The sequence below is a fragment of the Citrobacter amalonaticus genome (genome assembly GCF_018323885.1).
GTDB classification, from domain to species: Bacteria; Pseudomonadota; Gammaproteobacteria; order Enterobacterales; family Enterobacteriaceae; genus Citrobacter_A; species Citrobacter_A amalonaticus.
Genome location: NZ_AP024585.1, coordinates 3,879,619 through 3,894,314, shown reverse-complemented (window position 1 = coordinate 3,894,314; position 14,696 = coordinate 3,879,619). Strand labels below are relative to the sequence as shown.

14 protein-coding genes and 1 other RNA gene are annotated in these 14,696 nt (G+C 54.4%); 9 read left to right on the top strand and 6 right to left on the bottom strand.

The window, feature by feature from the left end:
* Window positions 1-376: 376 nt before the first annotated feature.
* From KI228_RS18405 to zapA, 3 genes are all read right to left on the bottom strand, one after another.
* A complete protein-coding gene (locus KI228_RS18405) occupies window positions 377-973 on the bottom strand; it encodes a 5-formyltetrahydrofolate cyclo-ligase (protein ID WP_044253985.1) in 597 nt (198 codons plus the stop codon).
* Window positions 974-993: 20 nt separating this feature from the next.
* A non-coding RNA gene (gene ssrS, locus KI228_RS18400) (6S RNA) lies at window positions 994-1,177 on the bottom strand.
* 42 nt (window positions 1,178-1,219) lie between these two features.
* A complete protein-coding gene (zapA, locus tag KI228_RS18395) occupies window positions 1,220-1,549 on the bottom strand; it encodes a cell division protein ZapA (protein WP_042999351.1) in 330 nt (109 codons plus the stop codon).
* Between the two features lie 166 nt (window positions 1,550-1,715).
* On the opposite strand from zapA, the gene KI228_RS18390 reads away from it, so the two are divergent.
* From KI228_RS18390 to ubiI, 4 genes are all read left to right on the top strand, one after another.
* A complete protein-coding gene (locus tag KI228_RS18390) occupies window positions 1,716-2,294 on the top strand; it encodes a YecA/YgfB family protein (protein WP_125339144.1) in 579 nt (192 codons plus the stop codon).
* Window positions 2,295-2,325: 31 nt separating this feature from the next.
* Window positions 2,326-3,642: a Xaa-Pro aminopeptidase gene (gene pepP, locus KI228_RS18385; protein ID WP_042999353.1), complete on the top strand. Its 1,317-nt coding sequence runs from the start codon at window positions 2,326-2,328 to the stop codon at window positions 3,640-3,642.
* The gene (gene ubiH, locus KI228_RS18380) at window positions 3,639-4,817 is read left to right on the top strand and encodes a 2-octaprenyl-6-methoxyphenyl hydroxylase (protein WP_042999354.1); all 1,179 of its coding nucleotides are present in this window, start codon (window positions 3,639-3,641) and stop codon (window positions 4,815-4,817) included. Before pepP ends, ubiH begins: the two co-directional genes overlap by 4 nt.
* An 88-nt stretch (window positions 4,818-4,905) precedes the next feature.
* Complete coding sequence (ubiI, locus tag KI228_RS18375; RefSeq protein WP_044253996.1) at window positions 4,906-6,108, top strand: FAD-dependent 2-octaprenylphenol hydroxylase; 1,203 nt, start codon at window positions 4,906-4,908, stop codon at window positions 6,106-6,108.
* A gap of 74 nt (window positions 6,109-6,182) precedes the next feature.
* Here ubiI and KI228_RS24640 read toward each other — a convergent pair whose 3' ends face one another.
* Window positions 6,183-6,266, bottom strand: a complete 84-nt coding sequence (locus tag KI228_RS24640) for a hypothetical protein (RefSeq protein WP_418224869.1) — start codon at window positions 6,264-6,266, stop codon at window positions 6,183-6,185.
* A gap of 293 nt (window positions 6,267-6,559) precedes the next feature.
* Here KI228_RS24640 and gcvT point away from each other — a divergent pair, with 293 nt between their 5' ends.
* The 4 genes from gcvT (at window position 6,560) to KI228_RS18355 (ending at window position 11,896) form a co-directional block, all read left to right on the top strand.
* Entirely contained in the window at window positions 6,560-7,654 is a 1,095-nt protein-coding gene (gene gcvT, locus KI228_RS18370; protein ID WP_061069606.1) for a glycine cleavage system aminomethyltransferase GcvT, read from the top strand.
* A 25-nt stretch (window positions 7,655-7,679) separates the two neighbouring features.
* On the top strand, window positions 7,680-8,069 hold the full coding sequence (gene gcvH, locus KI228_RS18365) for a glycine cleavage system protein GcvH (RefSeq protein WP_042999357.1): 390 nt from the start codon (window positions 7,680-7,682) through the stop codon (window positions 8,067-8,069).
* Between the two features lie 131 nt (window positions 8,070-8,200).
* A complete protein-coding gene (gene gcvP, locus KI228_RS18360) occupies window positions 8,201-11,074 on the top strand; it encodes an aminomethyl-transferring glycine dehydrogenase (RefSeq protein ID WP_061069607.1) in 2,874 nt (957 codons plus the stop codon).
* A gap of 78 nt (window positions 11,075-11,152) precedes the next feature.
* A complete protein-coding gene (locus KI228_RS18355; RefSeq protein ID WP_061069608.1) occupies window positions 11,153-11,896 on the top strand; it encodes an SDR family oxidoreductase in 744 nt (247 codons plus the stop codon).
* A gap of 104 nt (window positions 11,897-12,000) precedes the next feature.
* On the opposite strand, the gene bglA is transcribed toward KI228_RS18355, so the two are convergent.
* A complete protein-coding gene (gene bglA / locus KI228_RS18350) occupies window positions 12,001-13,434 on the bottom strand; it encodes a 6-phospho-beta-glucosidase BglA (RefSeq protein WP_141227643.1) in 1,434 nt (477 codons plus the stop codon).
* A gap of 119 nt (window positions 13,435-13,553) precedes the next feature.
* Entirely contained in the window at window positions 13,554-14,282 is a 729-nt protein-coding gene (locus KI228_RS18345; RefSeq protein ID WP_044264419.1) for a MurR/RpiR family transcriptional regulator, read from the bottom strand.
* A gap of 52 nt (window positions 14,283-14,334) precedes the next feature.
* On the opposite strand from KI228_RS18345, the gene yqfB reads away from it, so the two are divergent.
* On the top strand, window positions 14,335-14,646 hold the full coding sequence (gene yqfB / locus KI228_RS18340) for a N(4)-acetylcytidine aminohydrolase (protein WP_042999362.1): 312 nt from the start codon (window positions 14,335-14,337) through the stop codon (window positions 14,644-14,646).
* The last annotated feature ends 50 nt before the right edge of the window (window positions 14,647-14,696 follow it).

Here is a 14,696-nt window from a genome sequence, read left to right as displayed (position 1 = left end):
GCGCTGAGTCTGCCCGTCATTTCTTCCTTTCTCCCTTCGTTTTCCCGACATCGTCATCCCTTGTTGTAACGCATACATCCTGTTTTCGAGCCTTGCCGCAATTGATGATTAAAGGCTTCGCTACGCGTTGTACATCAACAAAAGGAATTTACGATAGAGGCGCAGCACAGCGCTGAAACGGGAAAGCCCCTACCGAAGCAGGGGCTCTAAAAAGGAAAGGGACGATGATGAGTTATGTCATCATGCTGCTTATCCTGTTAATCATCGCCTGGCCAGCATATTAACAGCGAAAACGCAGGAGGGAGGTTCGCCTCCCTCACCCTTACCGAGGAAATTTAGGTCAAAAAAACGGCGGTGTCAATCAGCAAAGAAGCGCTTACCATTCCCACACTTTTGACGGCGTTACGACGGCCGGTAAGGGGACATCCCACTCTTCTGCCGGCAATTTCTCCACACGCTGACAGTCGTGGGCATACCCTACGGGCGTCAGACCATGCTGTTGCCAGTTTTGCAAGGTGCGATCGTAGAATCCGCCACCCATCCCTAAACGCTGACCGTACTCATCAAACGCCACCAGTGGCGTGACCAGCACGTCCAGTTGCGAAAGCGGCAGAACATCACGAACGTCGAGTTTAGGTTCCTGAATCTTCAGCCGATTAGTGATCAGTTCACTGTGCGGGTGATAGTGCAGAAACAGCAAATTACCGGGGCTGAAAGGGTGCAGGACCGGGAGATAGACGCGTTTTCCCGCGTGCCAGAGTTGTTCGATTAGGGGCTGAGTATCGAGTTCGCCATCAAATGACAAAAACACGGCGACCGTGTGCGCCATCACTACGGGAGGGTATGCAAGCATGCGTGTTGCGGCCTGCTGACCGAAGGTGATTTGCTGCGAAAGTGTGAGCGCACGACGACGTTGCCTAATCATCTGGCGAATGGTTTGTCGTGATAAAGGGAGTTCAGAAAGTAATGTCATGGCTGTCGCCAGGTAGAAGGAGAATCTCCGAGATGCCGCCGCAGGCTGTAACCCTTGAACCCTTGGTTCAAGGTGAATGCGTCGTCACAGTTTTAAGGCTTCTCGGACGGACCGAGCATGCTCACCAACCATGGATCGCCACATTCTTGTGGTATGAAATATCGGCTCAGGGGACTGGCCCGCTTGCAAACATCTCAGAGAAATTTTTGTCTTCACGGTCACTCTACCATAGTAAACCGAAAAGTGTTATTCAAAGTTTTGGTTCGTTTTTTCGGTTATGCGACCCTGATCAAGCAGTGCCTGTTCAATGGTCTGTTGGAGCATCCGAATACGTTGTTCCATGCTCGCCGCGTAGTCGCGGGTCTTCGCTTTTTCCTGAGCCAGTTCGTAGCTAATATTCAGTGCAGCAATGAATACCAGTTGCTCAGTATTTGTGACTCTAGTGCGAACTTTCAGATCTTGCAACCGCTGATTCAGATCGTCCGCAGCCTGATTCAACGCATCCCTTTGTTCAGGCGGGCAATTCACTCGCAGTGAACGGCCAAATATTTGGATATCGACGGGTTGTGCAGACATGCCACCTTCCTGCTGATTGACTGTGCTGCCTTCGTCTCCAGACCCTGGGTCCGCGAAGGGGCGACACTATAGCTACCCTGGTGTGAAGATACAAGCCCTATTCTGGTTCACCAGGGTCCAAAGTGGTAGCATACCATGAATATCCTCCCTTTGATGACGAATGCTTATGTCTATACAGAACGAAATGCCTGGTTACAGTGAAATGAACCAGTATTTGAACCAACAAGGGGCCGGACTGACCCCAGCGGAAATGCACGGTTTGATCAGCGGGATGATTTGCGGTGGTAATAACGACAGCTCCTGGCAGCCGCTGCTTCACGACCTGACGAACGAAGGGCTGGCCTTCGGTCATGAACTGGCTCAGGCGCTGCGTAAAATGCACTCCGCGACCAGCGACGCGCTGGAAGATGATGGTTTCCTTTTTCAGCTTTATCTGCCTGAAGGCGATGACGTGAGCGTTTTCGATCGTGCAGACGCACTGGCGGGATGGGTTAATCACTTCCTGCTTGGCCTCGGCGTCACGCAGCCGAAGCTTGATAAAGTGACCGGAGAAACGGGCGAAGCTATCGACGATTTGCGCAACATCGCGCAGCTCGGCTATGACGAAGAGGAAGATCAGGAAGAGCTGGAGATGTCGCTCGAAGAGATCATCGAGTATGTGCGTGTCGCGGCGCTGCTGTGCCACGATACCTTCACTCGTCAGCCGCCGACCGCACCGGAAGTGCGTAAACCGACCCTACACTAAAAAGTAAAACGATAATGGAGGCCACCACGTCATGACACCGCAGGAATACCAACGTCGTCGCCAGGCACTGCTTGCGCAAATGCAGCCAGGCAGCGCCGCGCTGATTTTTGCCGCGCCGGAAGTAACGCGCAGCGCGGACAGTGAATACCCGTATCGCCAGAGCAGCGATTTCTGGTATTTCACCGGTTTTAACGAACCGGAGGCCGTTCTGGTACTGATTAAAAGCGACGATACCCATAACCACAGCGTGTTGTTCAACCGCGTTCGCGATCTGACTGCAGAAATCTGGTTTGGTCGACGTCTGGGGCAAGATGCCGCGCCGGAAAAACTGGCGGTGGATCGCGCGCTGGCCTTCAGCGAAATTAATCAACAGCTTTTTCAACTACTTAACGGTCTGGACGTGGTGTATCACGCGCAGGGCGAATATGCGTATGCGGATGAGATTGTCTTCACCGCGCTGGAAAAACTGCGCAAAGGCTCACGCCAGAACCTGAAAGCGCCGTCGACCCTGATCGACTGGCGGCCGATGGTGCATGAAATGCGCCTGTTTAAGTCGCCTGAAGAGATTGCGGTGATGCGTCGCGCCGGAGAAATTACGGCACTCGCGCATACCCGGGCGATGGAGAAATGCCGTCCGGGGATGTTTGAGTATCACCTGGAAGGCGAAATTCACCACGAATTTACTCGCCACGGCGCACGCTATCCGTCCTACAACACCATTGTGGGCAGCGGTGAAAATGGCTGTATTCTGCATTACACCGAAAATGAAAGTGAACTGCGCGACGGCGATTTGGTGCTGATTGATGCAGGTTGTGAATACCAGGGCTATGCCGGGGATATCACCCGAACGTTCCCGGTGAATGGCAAATTTACCCCGGCGCAACGTGAAATCTACGACATCGTCCTGGAATCACTGGAAACCAGCCTGCGTCTGTACCGTCCGGGCACCTCGATTCAGGAAGTCACCGGCGAAGTCGTGCGCATTATGATTACCGGGCTGGTGAAGCTGGGTATTTTGCAGGGCGAAGTGGATCAACTGATCGCCGATAATGCGCATCGTCCGTTCTTTATGCACGGTTTGAGCCACTGGCTGGGGCTGGATGTCCATGATGTCGGCGAATATGAGCAGGATCGTTCCCGCATCCTGAAGCCAGGAATGGTGATTACCGTTGAACCAGGGCTGTATATTGCGCCTGATGCCGATGTCCCGGAAGCGTATCGGGGGATCGGGATCCGTATTGAGGATGACATTCTGATCACCGAAAACGGCAACGAAAATCTGACCGCTGGCGTCGTCAAAAAGGCGGATGAGATTGAAGCGTTAATGGCGGCGGCGAAAAAGGCATGAGCGTGATCATTGTTGGCGGTGGCATGGTGGGCGCGACGCTGGCGCTGGCGATTTCCCGGTTGAGTCAGGGGATGCTGCCGGTTCATCTGATTGAAGCGACTGCCCCCGAAGCGGACAGTCATCCCGGGTTTGATGCCCGGGCGATTGCGCTCGCGGCGGGGACCTGCCAACAACTGGCACGCATTGGCGTCTGGCAGGCAATTGCCGACTGCGCCACCGCGATCAATACCGTCCACGTCAGCGATCGGGGTCATGCCGGTTTTGTGACGCTCCACGCTGAGGACTATCGCATTCCGGCGCTGGGTCAGGTGGTTGAGCTGCATGACGTGGGGTTACGCCTGTTTGCTCTGCTGCGAAAAGCGCCTGGCGTCACGTTGCACTGCCCGGATCGGGTTGCCAGCGTGTCGCGTACCGAAGACCAGGTGAATGTCACGCTGGAGACGGGCGAAACGATCGTCGGACGCGTTCTGGTGGCAGCGGATGGTACCCGTTCAGCGCTGGCCACCGCCTGCGGCGTTGACTGGCAACAGGAACCCTATGAGCAGTTGGCGGTGATCGCTAACGTCTCAACCGCCGTTGCACATAATGGCCGCGCGTTTGAACGGTTTACGGCGCATGGACCATTGGCGATGCTGCCGATGTCTGAAGGGCGCAGTTCGCTGGTGTGGTGCCATCCGCTGGAACACCGTGAGGAGATTCTGAGCTGGTCAGATGAACGTTTCTGTCGCGAACTCCAGACGGCATTTGGCTGGCGGTTGGGGAAAATCACGCACGCAGGCAAACGGAGCGCGTATCCGCTGTCGCTCACCACGGCGGCGAAGGCATTCACGCACCGTACCGTGCTGGTGGGTAACGCCGCGCAGACGCTGCATCCGATTGCAGGGCAGGGGTTCAACCTCGGACTGCGCGATGTCATGAGCCTCGCCGAAACGCTGACTGAAGCGCAGGCAACGGGCAGGGACGTCGGTGATTACGCCGTGCTCTCGCACTATCAACAGCGTCGTCAGGAGGATCGCCAGGCTACGGTCGGCGTGACGGACAGTCTGGTCCATCTGTTTGCCAACCGCTGGGCGCCGCTGGTTGTTGGGCGCAACATGGGACTGATGACCATGGAATTATGCCCTCCCGCCCGCAATGCGTTTGCGCAGCGGACGTTAGGCTGGGTGGCGCGGTAAACATCTCCAGACCGGATAAGCGAAGCGCCATCCGGTATTTATACGAACATGACGCCCGATGGCGGTTTCCGATTTCCAGGAGTAAACAGTGCAAAGTGTTGATGTAGCAATCGTGGGTGGAGGCATGGTTGGCCTGGCTGTCGCGTGCGGGTTACAGGGCAGCGGTTTACGTGTCGCTGTGCTCGAACAGCGCGAACCGCAGCCGTTGGCGATGGATGCCGATCCTGCGCTTCGCGTGTCGGCAATCAATGCCGCCAGTGAAAAACTGCTTACCCGTCTGGGCGTCTGGTCAGACATTGTGGCTCGTCGCGCCAGTTGTTATCACGGGATGGAAGTGTGGGATAAGGACAGCTTTGGCCGCATTGAATTTGATGACCAAAGCATGGGCTACAGCCATCTGGGCCATATCGTAGAGAACGCCGTGATCCATTACGCGCTGTGGCAAAAAGCGCAGCAATCCTCCGATATCACGCTGATGGCGCCTGCCGAATTGCAGCAGGTGGCGTGGGGGGAAAACGAAGCCTTCCTGACGCTGAAAGATGGCGCAATGCTCACCGCGCGTCTGGTGATTGGCGCCGATGGGGCGAATTCGTGGCTACGCAATAAGGCAGACATTCCGCTGACCTTCTGGGATTACCGCCATCATGCGCTGGTCGCGACTATTCGCACCGAAGAAGCGCACGGTGCTGTTGCCCGTCAGGCGTTTCACGGTGAAGGCATTCTGGCGTTTTTGCCGCTCAGCGATCCGCATTTGTGCTCCATCGTCTGGTCGCTTGCGCCGGAAGCGGCTGAACGGATGCAGCAGCTTAGCGATGAGCAATTTAATCAGGCGCTGAACATCGCGTTTGATAATCGTCTGGGGCTGTGTCAGGTGGAAAGCGACCGCCAGGTGTTTCCACTGACAGGACGCTATGCGCGTCAGTTTGCCGCGCATCGTCTGGCGCTGGTGGGCGACGCTGCGCATACTATCCATCCGCTGGCCGGACAGGGCGTAAATCTCGGTTTTATGGATGCAGCAGAACTGGTGGATGAACTCAAACGTCTGCATCGTCAGGGTAAAGATATCGGTCAGTACCTTTATTTGCGTCGCTATGAGCGTAGCCGTAAGCACAGCGCCGCGATGATGCTCGCGGGCATGCAGGGATTCCGCGAGCTGTTTGCGGGGACGAATCCGGCGAAAAAACTGCTGCGTGATATAGGGCTGAAACTGGCTGATACGCTCCCTGGCGTTAAACCGCAACTTCTCCGTCAGGCAATGGGATTAAACGATCTGCCTGAGTGGCTTCGCTAAGCATTCCCCTCTTTTTAAAGAATTTGAAACCCGTCACATTTCCTTCTCCCGGCGTCTTCGCCGGGAGGCTTCCCTCATTTGAAATAAACTAATTTCACTCTTCTTTTCGCATTATATTTTCTAATGTCATGATTTTCTCGCAACGCCAGTTTTGACATTTTTTTAGCGTTTAATATTGATATGTGCGGCTGTTATGGATGAGTGCTTATCATTTATCTGTATTAATGGCCTTTTCAATGGTTTTTTATGCTGATGGTGTTTTGGCGGTTTTTGGTCATAAGCTAATGTGATGGTTAATTTTGTTTTATGGTTTAGCGTGGATTTCGGTGGTAAGTTCAGGGGCAAAGAGAACGTTTGCGTCGGAGTCCAGGAGTGACGTCGATGCCGGGTTTCGTGGCGACAATTTTCGCTGCGAAAGGGTGGTCAGCCCCGCTTATTCAATGAGGACAAGATGGCTCAACAGACGCCTTTGTACGAACAACACACGCTATGCGGCGCACGCATGGTCGATTTCCACGGCTGGATGATGCCGCTGCATTATGGTTCTCAGCTCGATGAACACCATGCGGTTCGCACCGATGCCGGAATGTTTGATGTGTCGCACATGACCATCGTCGATCTACGCGGCAGTCGCACTCGGGAGTTCTTGCGTTATCTGCTGGCGAACGATGTGGCAAAGCTCACGAAAACCGGCAAGGCGCTTTATTCCGGTATGCTTAACGCCTCGGGCGGCGTGATAGATGACCTGATTGTCTATTACTTTACCGAAGACTTCTTCCGCCTCGTTGTTAACTCCGCCACTCGCGAAAAAGACCTCTCCTGGATTACCCAACACGCTGAACCTTATGCCATCGACATTACCGTGCGTGATGACCTGTCGCTGATCGCGGTGCAGGGGCCTGACGCGCAGGCGAAGGCGGCATCTCTGTTTACTGATGAGCAGCGCAAAGCCGTTGAAGGCATGAAACCGTTCTTCGGCGTGCAGGCCGGCGACCTGTTTATCGCCACGACCGGTTATACCGGTGAAGTGGGCTATGAGATTGCGATGCCGAATGAAAAGGCGGCGGATTTCTGGCGTGCGCTGGTGGAAGCGGGGGTGAAACCGTGTGGTCTGGGCGCGCGCGATACGCTGCGTCTGGAAGCGGGTATGAACCTGTATGGCCAGGAGATGGATGAGGGGATCACTCCACTGGCGGCTAATATGGGCTGGACTGTTGCCTGGGAACCCGCCGATCGCGACTTTATCGGTCGTGAAGCACTGGAAGCGCAGCGTGAAAAAGGCCACGAACAGTTGGTTGGCCTGGTCATGACCGAAAAAGGTGTGCTGCGTAACGAACTGCCGGTACGTTTCACTGACGCCCAGGGTAATCAACTGGAAGGCGTTATCACGAGCGGTACCTTCTCTCCGACGCTGGGCTACAGTATTGCGTTGGCGCGCGTACCAGCGGGCATTGGCGAAACGGCCATTGTGCAGATTCGCAACCGCGAAATGCCGGTAAAAGTCACTAAACCTGTTTTTGTGCGTAACGGCAAAGCCGTCGCGTGATTCATCCTTTTCTGGAGATTGATTGATGAGCAACGTACCAGCAGAACTGAAATACAGTAAAGAACACGAATGGCTGCGCAAAGAAGCTGACGGCTCTTACACCGTTGGCATTACCGAACACGCTCAGGAACTGTTGGGCGACATGGTTTTTGTTGACCTGCCGGAAGTCGGCACGACCGTGAGTGCGGGTGATGACTGCGCGGTTGCCGAATCGGTCAAAGCCGCTTCTGATATCTATGCGCCGATCGGCGGTGAGATCGTGGCCGTTAACGATGCCCTGAGCGACTCCCCGGAACTGGTGAACAGCGAGCCGTACGCCGATGGCTGGATTTTCAAAATCAAAGCCAGTGATGAGAGCGAACTGGACTCGCTGCTGGATGCCACTGCGTACGAAGCATTGTTAGAAGACGAGTAAATCTGCCTTTGCCGGATGGCGCTGCGCTTATCCGGCCTGGAAGGCATGCGTAGGCCCGGTAAGCGTTAGCGCCACCGGGCTCGCAGACAGAGACAATCACGATTCACTGCACGTTTCAGGAACCATCGCCCATGACACAGACGTTAAGCCAGCTTGAAAACAGCGGCGCTTTCATTGAACGCCACATCGGACCGGACGCCACGCAACAGCAAGAGATGCTGAATGCCGTTGGTGCCGGGTCGTTAAACGCGCTGATCGGCCAGATTGTGCCGAAAGACATTCAGCTCGCAACCCCGCCGCAGGTGGGCGAGGCGGCGACCGAATACGCCGCGCTGGCAGAATTAAAGGCCATCGCCGGGCGTAACAAGCGCTTCACGTCATACATCGGCATGGGTTATACCGCCGTGCAACTGCCACCGGTTATCCTGCGTAACATGCTGGAAAACCCGGGCTGGTACACCGCCTATACGCCTTATCAGCCGGAAGTGTCTCAGGGCCGCCTGGAAGCACTGCTGAACTTCCAACAGGTGACACTGGATCTGACCGGTCTGGACATGGCTTCCGCTTCGCTGCTCGATGAAGCCACTGCGGCTGCAGAAGCGATGGCAATGGCGAAGCGCGTCAGCAAACTGAAAAACGCGAACCGTTTCTTTGTTGCCGCAGATGTGCATCCACAAACGCTGGACGTTGTGCGTACGCGTGCGGAAACTTTTGGTTTTGACGTGATTGTGGATGATGCGGCGAAAGTACTGGATCACCAGGATGTGTTCGGCGTGCTGTTACAGCAGGTGGGTACCACCGGTGAAGTCCACGACTACAGCACGCTGATTAGCGAACTGAAATCACGCAAAGTGATCGTCAGCGTTGCTGCCGATTTTATGGCGCTGGTGCTGCTGACCGCGCCGGGCAAACAGGGCGCGGACATTGTTTTCGGCTCTGCGCAACGCTTTGGCGTACCGATGGGCTATGGCGGTCCACACGCGGCATTTTTTGCAGCAAAAGATGAATTCAAACGCTCCATGCCGGGTCGTATTATCGGCGTATCGAAAGATGCGGCGGGCAATACCGCGCTGCGTATGGCGATGCAGACGCGTGAGCAGCATATTCGCCGCGAGAAAGCGAACTCCAACATTTGTACCTCACAGGTACTGCTGGCAAACATCGCCAGTCTGTATGCCGTGTATCATGGCCCGGTTGGCCTGAAACGCATTGCGAATCGTATCCACCGTCTGACCGATATCCTGGCCGTGGGCATGCAACAAAAAGGGCTGAAACTGCGTCATGCCCACTATTTTGACACACTGTGCGTGGAAGTGGCGGACAAAGCCGCAGTGCTGGCGCGTGCGCAAGCGGCAGAAATCAACCTGCGCAGTGATATCCATAACGCAGTCGGCATTACGCTTGACGAAACCACCACCCGTGAAAATGTCTTGCAGTTGTTTACGGTTCTGCTGGGTGACGGCCACGGTCTGAACATCGACACCCTGGACAAAGAGGTGGCGCACGACAGTCGTTCAATTCAGGAAAGTATGCTGCGTGATGACGCCATCCTGAGCCACCCGGTATTCAATCGCTATCACAGTGAAACTGAGATGATGCGCTACATGCACTCGCTGGAGCGCAAAGATCTGGCGCTGAATCAGGCGATGATCCCGCTGGGTTCCTGCACCATGAAGCTGAATGCGGCAGCGGAAATGATCCCAATTACCTGGCCGGAATTTGCCGAACTGCATCCGTTCTGCCCGCCAGAACAGGCGGAAGGCTACCATCAGATGATTGGTCAGCTTTCTGACTGGCTGGTCAAACTGACCGGTTACGACGCCGTCTGTATGCAGCCGAACTCTGGTGCACAAGGGGAATACGCCGGTCTGCTGGCGATCCGCCATTATCACGAAAGCCGCAATGAAGGGCATCGCGATATCTGCCTGATCCCGGCCTCTGCGCACGGGACTAACCCGGCTTCCGCACAGATGGCGGGGATGCAGGTAGTGGTCGTGGCCTGTGATAAGAACGGGAATATCGATCTTGGCGATCTGCGTGAAAAAGCCGCTCAGGCGGGCGAAAATCTCTCTTGCATCATGGTGACCTATCCGTCTACCCACGGCGTTTACGAAGAGACGATCCGCGAAGTGTGCGAGATCGTGCATCAATTCGGTGGTCAGGTTTATCTCGACGGCGCAAATATGAATGCTCAGGTGGGTATCACCTCGCCGGGATTTATCGGCGCTGACGTTTCGCACCTGAACCTGCACAAAACCTTCTGCATTCCGCACGGCGGCGGTGGCCCAGGCATGGGACCGATTGGCGTGAAATCGCACCTTGCGCCGTTTGTACCAGGCCACAGTGTGGTGCAGATTGAAGGGATGCTGACCCGTCAGGGCGCGGTGTCTGCCGCACCGTTCGGCAGCGCATCAATTCTGCCAATCAGTTGGATGTACATCCGCATGATGGGCGCCGAAGGACTGAAGCAGGCAAGTCAGGTGGCAATTCTGAATGCCAACTACATTGCCAGCCGTCTGAAAGACGCATTCCCGGTTCTGTATACCGGCCGCGATGGTCGCGTGGCGCACGAGTGTATTCTCGACATCCGTCCGCTGAAAGAAGCGACCGGTATCAGTGAACTGGATATTGCCAAACGCCTGATCGACTACGGCTTCCATGCGCCGACCATGTCGTTCCCGGTCGCGGGTACGCTGATGGTTGAGCCAACGGAATCAGAAAGCAAAGTGGAACTGGATCGCTTTATCAACGCGATGCTGGCGATTCGTGCGGAAATCGATCGCGTGCAGAGCGGTGAATGGACGCTGGAAGATAACCCACTGGTTAACGCGCCGCATACCCAAAACGAGCTGGTAGCAGAGTGGAATCACGGTTACAGCCGTGAAGTGGCGGTCTTCCCGGCGGGTGTAGCGAACAAGTACTGGCCAACCGTGAAGCGTCTTGATGACGTTTATGGCGACCGTAACCTGTTCTGCTCCTGCGTGCCGATGAGCGAATACCAGTAATTTTGCCACGGTAGTAAATCATTTGTAGGCCGGGTAAGGCGAAGCCGCCACCCGGCTTTTTCATATCGGGAGAACGCTATGGGAATCGCACTGGTTACCGGCGGCAGTCGTGGCATTGGGCGCGCGACCGCGTTGCAGCTGGCAGATGAGGGTTACACGATTGCCGTTAATTTTCATCATAATATTCGGGCTGCCACCGAGGTGGTGAATAAGATAGTCGCCGCCGGCGGGAACGCGTTTACCCTGCGTGCAGATATCAGTGACGAAGCGCAGGTCGTGGCGATGTTCGAATCGATCGACCGTGAAAATGAGCCGCTGGTGGCGCTGGTCAATAATGCCGGAATTTTGTTTGAACAAAGTACAATCGAAAACCTCTCTGCCGAGCGGATTAACCGCGTGTTAGCGACCAACGTGACGGGGTATTTCCTCTGCTGTCGCGAAGCGGTCAAGCGGATGTCGCACAAACACGGCGGTCACGGCGGGGCGATTGTGAACGTGTCGTCAGCGGCGTCGCGGCTGGGCGCGCCGGGGGAATATGTTGACTATGCGGCGTCGAAAGGGGCTGTCGATTCTCTGACGACGGGACTGGCGCTGGAGGTGGCGGCGCAGGGTATACGGGTCAACGGTGTACGTCCGGGGTTAATTTACACCGAAATCCACGCCTCCGGTGGCGAGCCTGGACGGGTGGATCGCGTGAAGTCGATGTTACCTATGCAGCGCGGCGGACAGCCGGAAGAGGTGGCGCAGGCCATAGCCTGGCTGCTGAGCGAGAAAGCGTCGTATGTCACGGGCAGTTTTCTGGAACTGGCGGGCGGGAAGTAATGTAATGTTTGCCGGATAACGCTGCGCGATATCCGGCTTATATTCCCTTTCCCGAAAGAGCATGTAGGCCGGATAAGGCGTTTACACCGTCATCCGGCAAAAGCTCACAGCACCTCGCCGTTGCTGGCGATCACGGCTTTGTACCAGTCGAAACTCTTCTTGCGTGAACGGGACATGTCACCCGTGCCGTCGTCGTGCTTGTTCACATAGATAAAGCCATAACGTTTGCTGTACTGGCCGGTGGTGAAAGAGACGCAGTCGATACAGCCCCATGGCGTGTAACCCATCAGATCCACACCGTCATACGTGACCGCCTTCATCATCTCTTCGATATGGGCGCGCAGATAGTCAATGCGGTAGTCGTCGTTAATGCTGCCATCGTCTTCTACTTTATCGTAAGCGCCAAAGCCGTTTTCAACGATGAACAACGGTTTCTGGTAACGTTCATACAGTTCGCACAGCGAGTAGCGTAGACCCACCGGGTCAATCTGCCAGCCCCAGTCGGAGGCTTTGACGTGCGGATTCGGTACGCTGCCTTCGAACCCCGAAATGGCATCGCCACTGCCGCCTTCGGCCTTCACTGCGTTGGTCATGTAGTAACTGAAGCCGAGGTAATCGCAGGTACCTTCACGCAGAATCGTGGTATCGCCGTCTTCCATTTTAATGTTAAAGCCGCGACGCTCCCACTCGTTGAGGACATAGGACGGGTAGTAACCGCGCAACTGAACGTCAGTGAAAACATAACGCTCGCGCATGGATTCCTGGGCGAACATGACGTCTTCTGGCTTGCAGGAGAACGGATACAGCGCGACCATCGCCAGCATACAGCCCACCTTCATCTCCGGATTGATGCGACGCGCCGCCTTCACGGCTAACGCGCTGGCAACAAACTGGTGGTGCAGCACCTGGTACATGGTCTCTTCCGGGTTTTCGTGCTCGGTATAAACAACGCCAGAGCAGCAATAGCCAAACAGCGGCGCACGCCAGTTGCGCTGGTTGTTGATTTCGTTGAAGGTCATCCAGTATTTGACCTTATGCTTATAGCGTTCAAACACCACTTCGGCAAAACGAACAAAGAAATCAACGACCTTGCGGTGAGTCCAGCCGCCGTACTGCTGAACCAGGTGCAACGGCATTTCAAAGTGAGAAAGGGTAATGACCGGTTCGATATTGTACTTGAGCAATTCATCAAACATGTCGTCGTAGAATTTCAGCCCTTCTTCATTTGGCTGTGTTTCGTCACCTTGTGGGAAGATTCGGGTCCAGGCGATGGACGTGCGGAAGCATTTAAAGCCCATTTCGGCAAACAGCTTGATGTCTTCTTTATAGTGACCATAAAAATCGACCGCTTCGTGGTTTGGGTAATATTTATCCGGCACCACCTGCTGAGTGATTTCACGGGGTACGCCATGCGCGCCGCCGGTCAGAACGTCACAAATGCTCGGTCCTTTACCGCCTTTGTTCCAGCCGCCTTCAACCTGATGTGCAGCAACCGCGCCGCCCCAGAGAAAATCTTTTGGTAAGGTGAGTTTTTTCATCGTTGCGTCATCTCAAATTAATACAAACTGATTTGAGTCTAACAAAGGGAAGGTAAATGTCACGATATAACAAAATAGCGAAACGGTAATTTGTTACCGCCAAAAAACAGTCTGTTTTTTTACGCTATTTTTTTCGCCAGCTTTCGGCCAAGGGATTCGAGAATATAAATAACGGGAATTTGCGTGGTGATATCGTACACGCCAGCAATGCGGGTTTGCGGCACATGCCAGGAGAGATTAAAGTCCGCCAGTTTGGCGAGGCGCGAGTGTTCATGGCTGGTAATCGAAAGCACTTTGCAGTTATGCAGGCTGAACTGGCTGGCAAAGCGCAGGATCTCTTCGGTTTCGCCAGAGACCGATAACACAATCGCCAGCGCATTACGTGCCATATCGTTCGTCACCGGGAAATAAGGATCATCAATGTGGTTGCTGAATTTCCCGACGTTTGAGAAAAAACGCGCGCCATATTTCGCCAGGGCACCTGAGGTACCGGCACCGACAAATATAATGCGCTCGGACGATAAAATAATCTCTACAGCCTGATCGAGTAATTGATCAAATTCATCGTTATTTACGCCTTTAAAGAAACTGATAATTTCGCTGGCGCCAAAATTAGCCTGTTGCGGTTCGTTCTGCTCTAAATATAATTTAAAGCGTACGCGAAATTCAGAGTAGCCTTCACAGTTAAGCTTGCGACAGAAACGCAACACGGTGGTGGTCGATACACCCGCCGCTTCAGCCAGCTCCCGAATGGTCATGTACATGACTTTGTCACGGTTCTTGATGACATAGTTGTAGACCAACATCTCAATGTTGTTGAGACTGGCGATGGCAGCGTGGGAGAACATACTCACTATGGCAATACTCACTCATCAGATTTTACCTAAAGGGAATAATAACATGCAGCCAAATGACATCACTTTTTTTCAGCGTTTCCAGGACGACATTCTGGCAGGGCGTAAAACGATCACTATTCGTGATGAGTCAGAATCTCACTTCAGGACCGGTGACATTCTGCGGGTAGGGCGTTTCGAGGACGATGGCTATTTTTGCACAATTGAGGTGCTGGGAACGTCAACCGTCACGCTCGACACGTTGACGGAAAAACATGCACAACAGGAAAACATGACGCTGGAGGAACTGAAGCGGGTGATTGGCGAGATTTACCCGAATCAGTCACAGTTTTATGTGATTGATTTTAAATGCCTTTGAATTAAATGAACAACTGTTAGTTGAAAAATTCGTTTCAACATTTTGATTTA

Excerpts from the sequence above, each read along its gene's own strand:
- KI228_RS18405 (WP_044253985.1), bottom strand. The coding sequence starts at position 973 with ATGACATTACTTTCTGAACTCCCTTTATCACGACAAACCATTCGCCAG.
- KI228_RS18355 (WP_061069608.1), top strand. The coding sequence starts at position 11,153 with ATGGGAATCGCACTGGTTACCGGCGGCAGTCGTGGCATTGGGCGCGCG.
- yqfB (WP_042999362.1), top strand. The coding sequence starts at position 14,335 with ATGCAGCCAAATGACATCACTTTTTTTCAGCGTTTCCAGGACGACATT.
- bglA (WP_141227643.1), bottom strand. The coding sequence starts at position 13,434 with ATGAAAAAACTCACCTTACCAAAAGATTTTCTCTGGGGCGGCGCGGTT.
- KI228_RS24640 (WP_418224869.1), bottom strand. The coding sequence starts at position 6,266 with ATGTCAAAACTGGCGTTGCGAGAAAATCATGACATTAGAAAATATAAT.
- gcvH (WP_042999357.1), top strand. The coding sequence starts at position 7,680 with ATGAGCAACGTACCAGCAGAACTGAAATACAGTAAAGAACACGAATGG.
- KI228_RS18345 (WP_044264419.1), bottom strand. The coding sequence starts at position 14,282 with ATGTTCTCCCACGCTGCCATCGCCAGTCTCAACAACATTGAGATGTTG.
- gcvT (WP_061069606.1), top strand. The coding sequence starts at position 6,560 with ATGGCTCAACAGACGCCTTTGTACGAACAACACACGCTATGCGGCGCA.
- pepP (WP_042999353.1), top strand. The coding sequence starts at position 2,326 with ATGACACCGCAGGAATACCAACGTCGTCGCCAGGCACTGCTTGCGCAA.
- zapA (WP_042999351.1), bottom strand. The coding sequence starts at position 1,549 with ATGTCTGCACAACCCGTCGATATCCAAATATTTGGCCGTTCACTGCGA.
- KI228_RS18390 (WP_125339144.1), top strand. The coding sequence starts at position 1,716 with ATGTCTATACAGAACGAAATGCCTGGTTACAGTGAAATGAACCAGTAT.
- ubiH (WP_042999354.1), top strand. The coding sequence starts at position 3,639 with ATGAGCGTGATCATTGTTGGCGGTGGCATGGTGGGCGCGACGCTGGCG.
- gcvP (WP_061069607.1), top strand. The coding sequence starts at position 8,201 with ATGACACAGACGTTAAGCCAGCTTGAAAACAGCGGCGCTTTCATTGAA.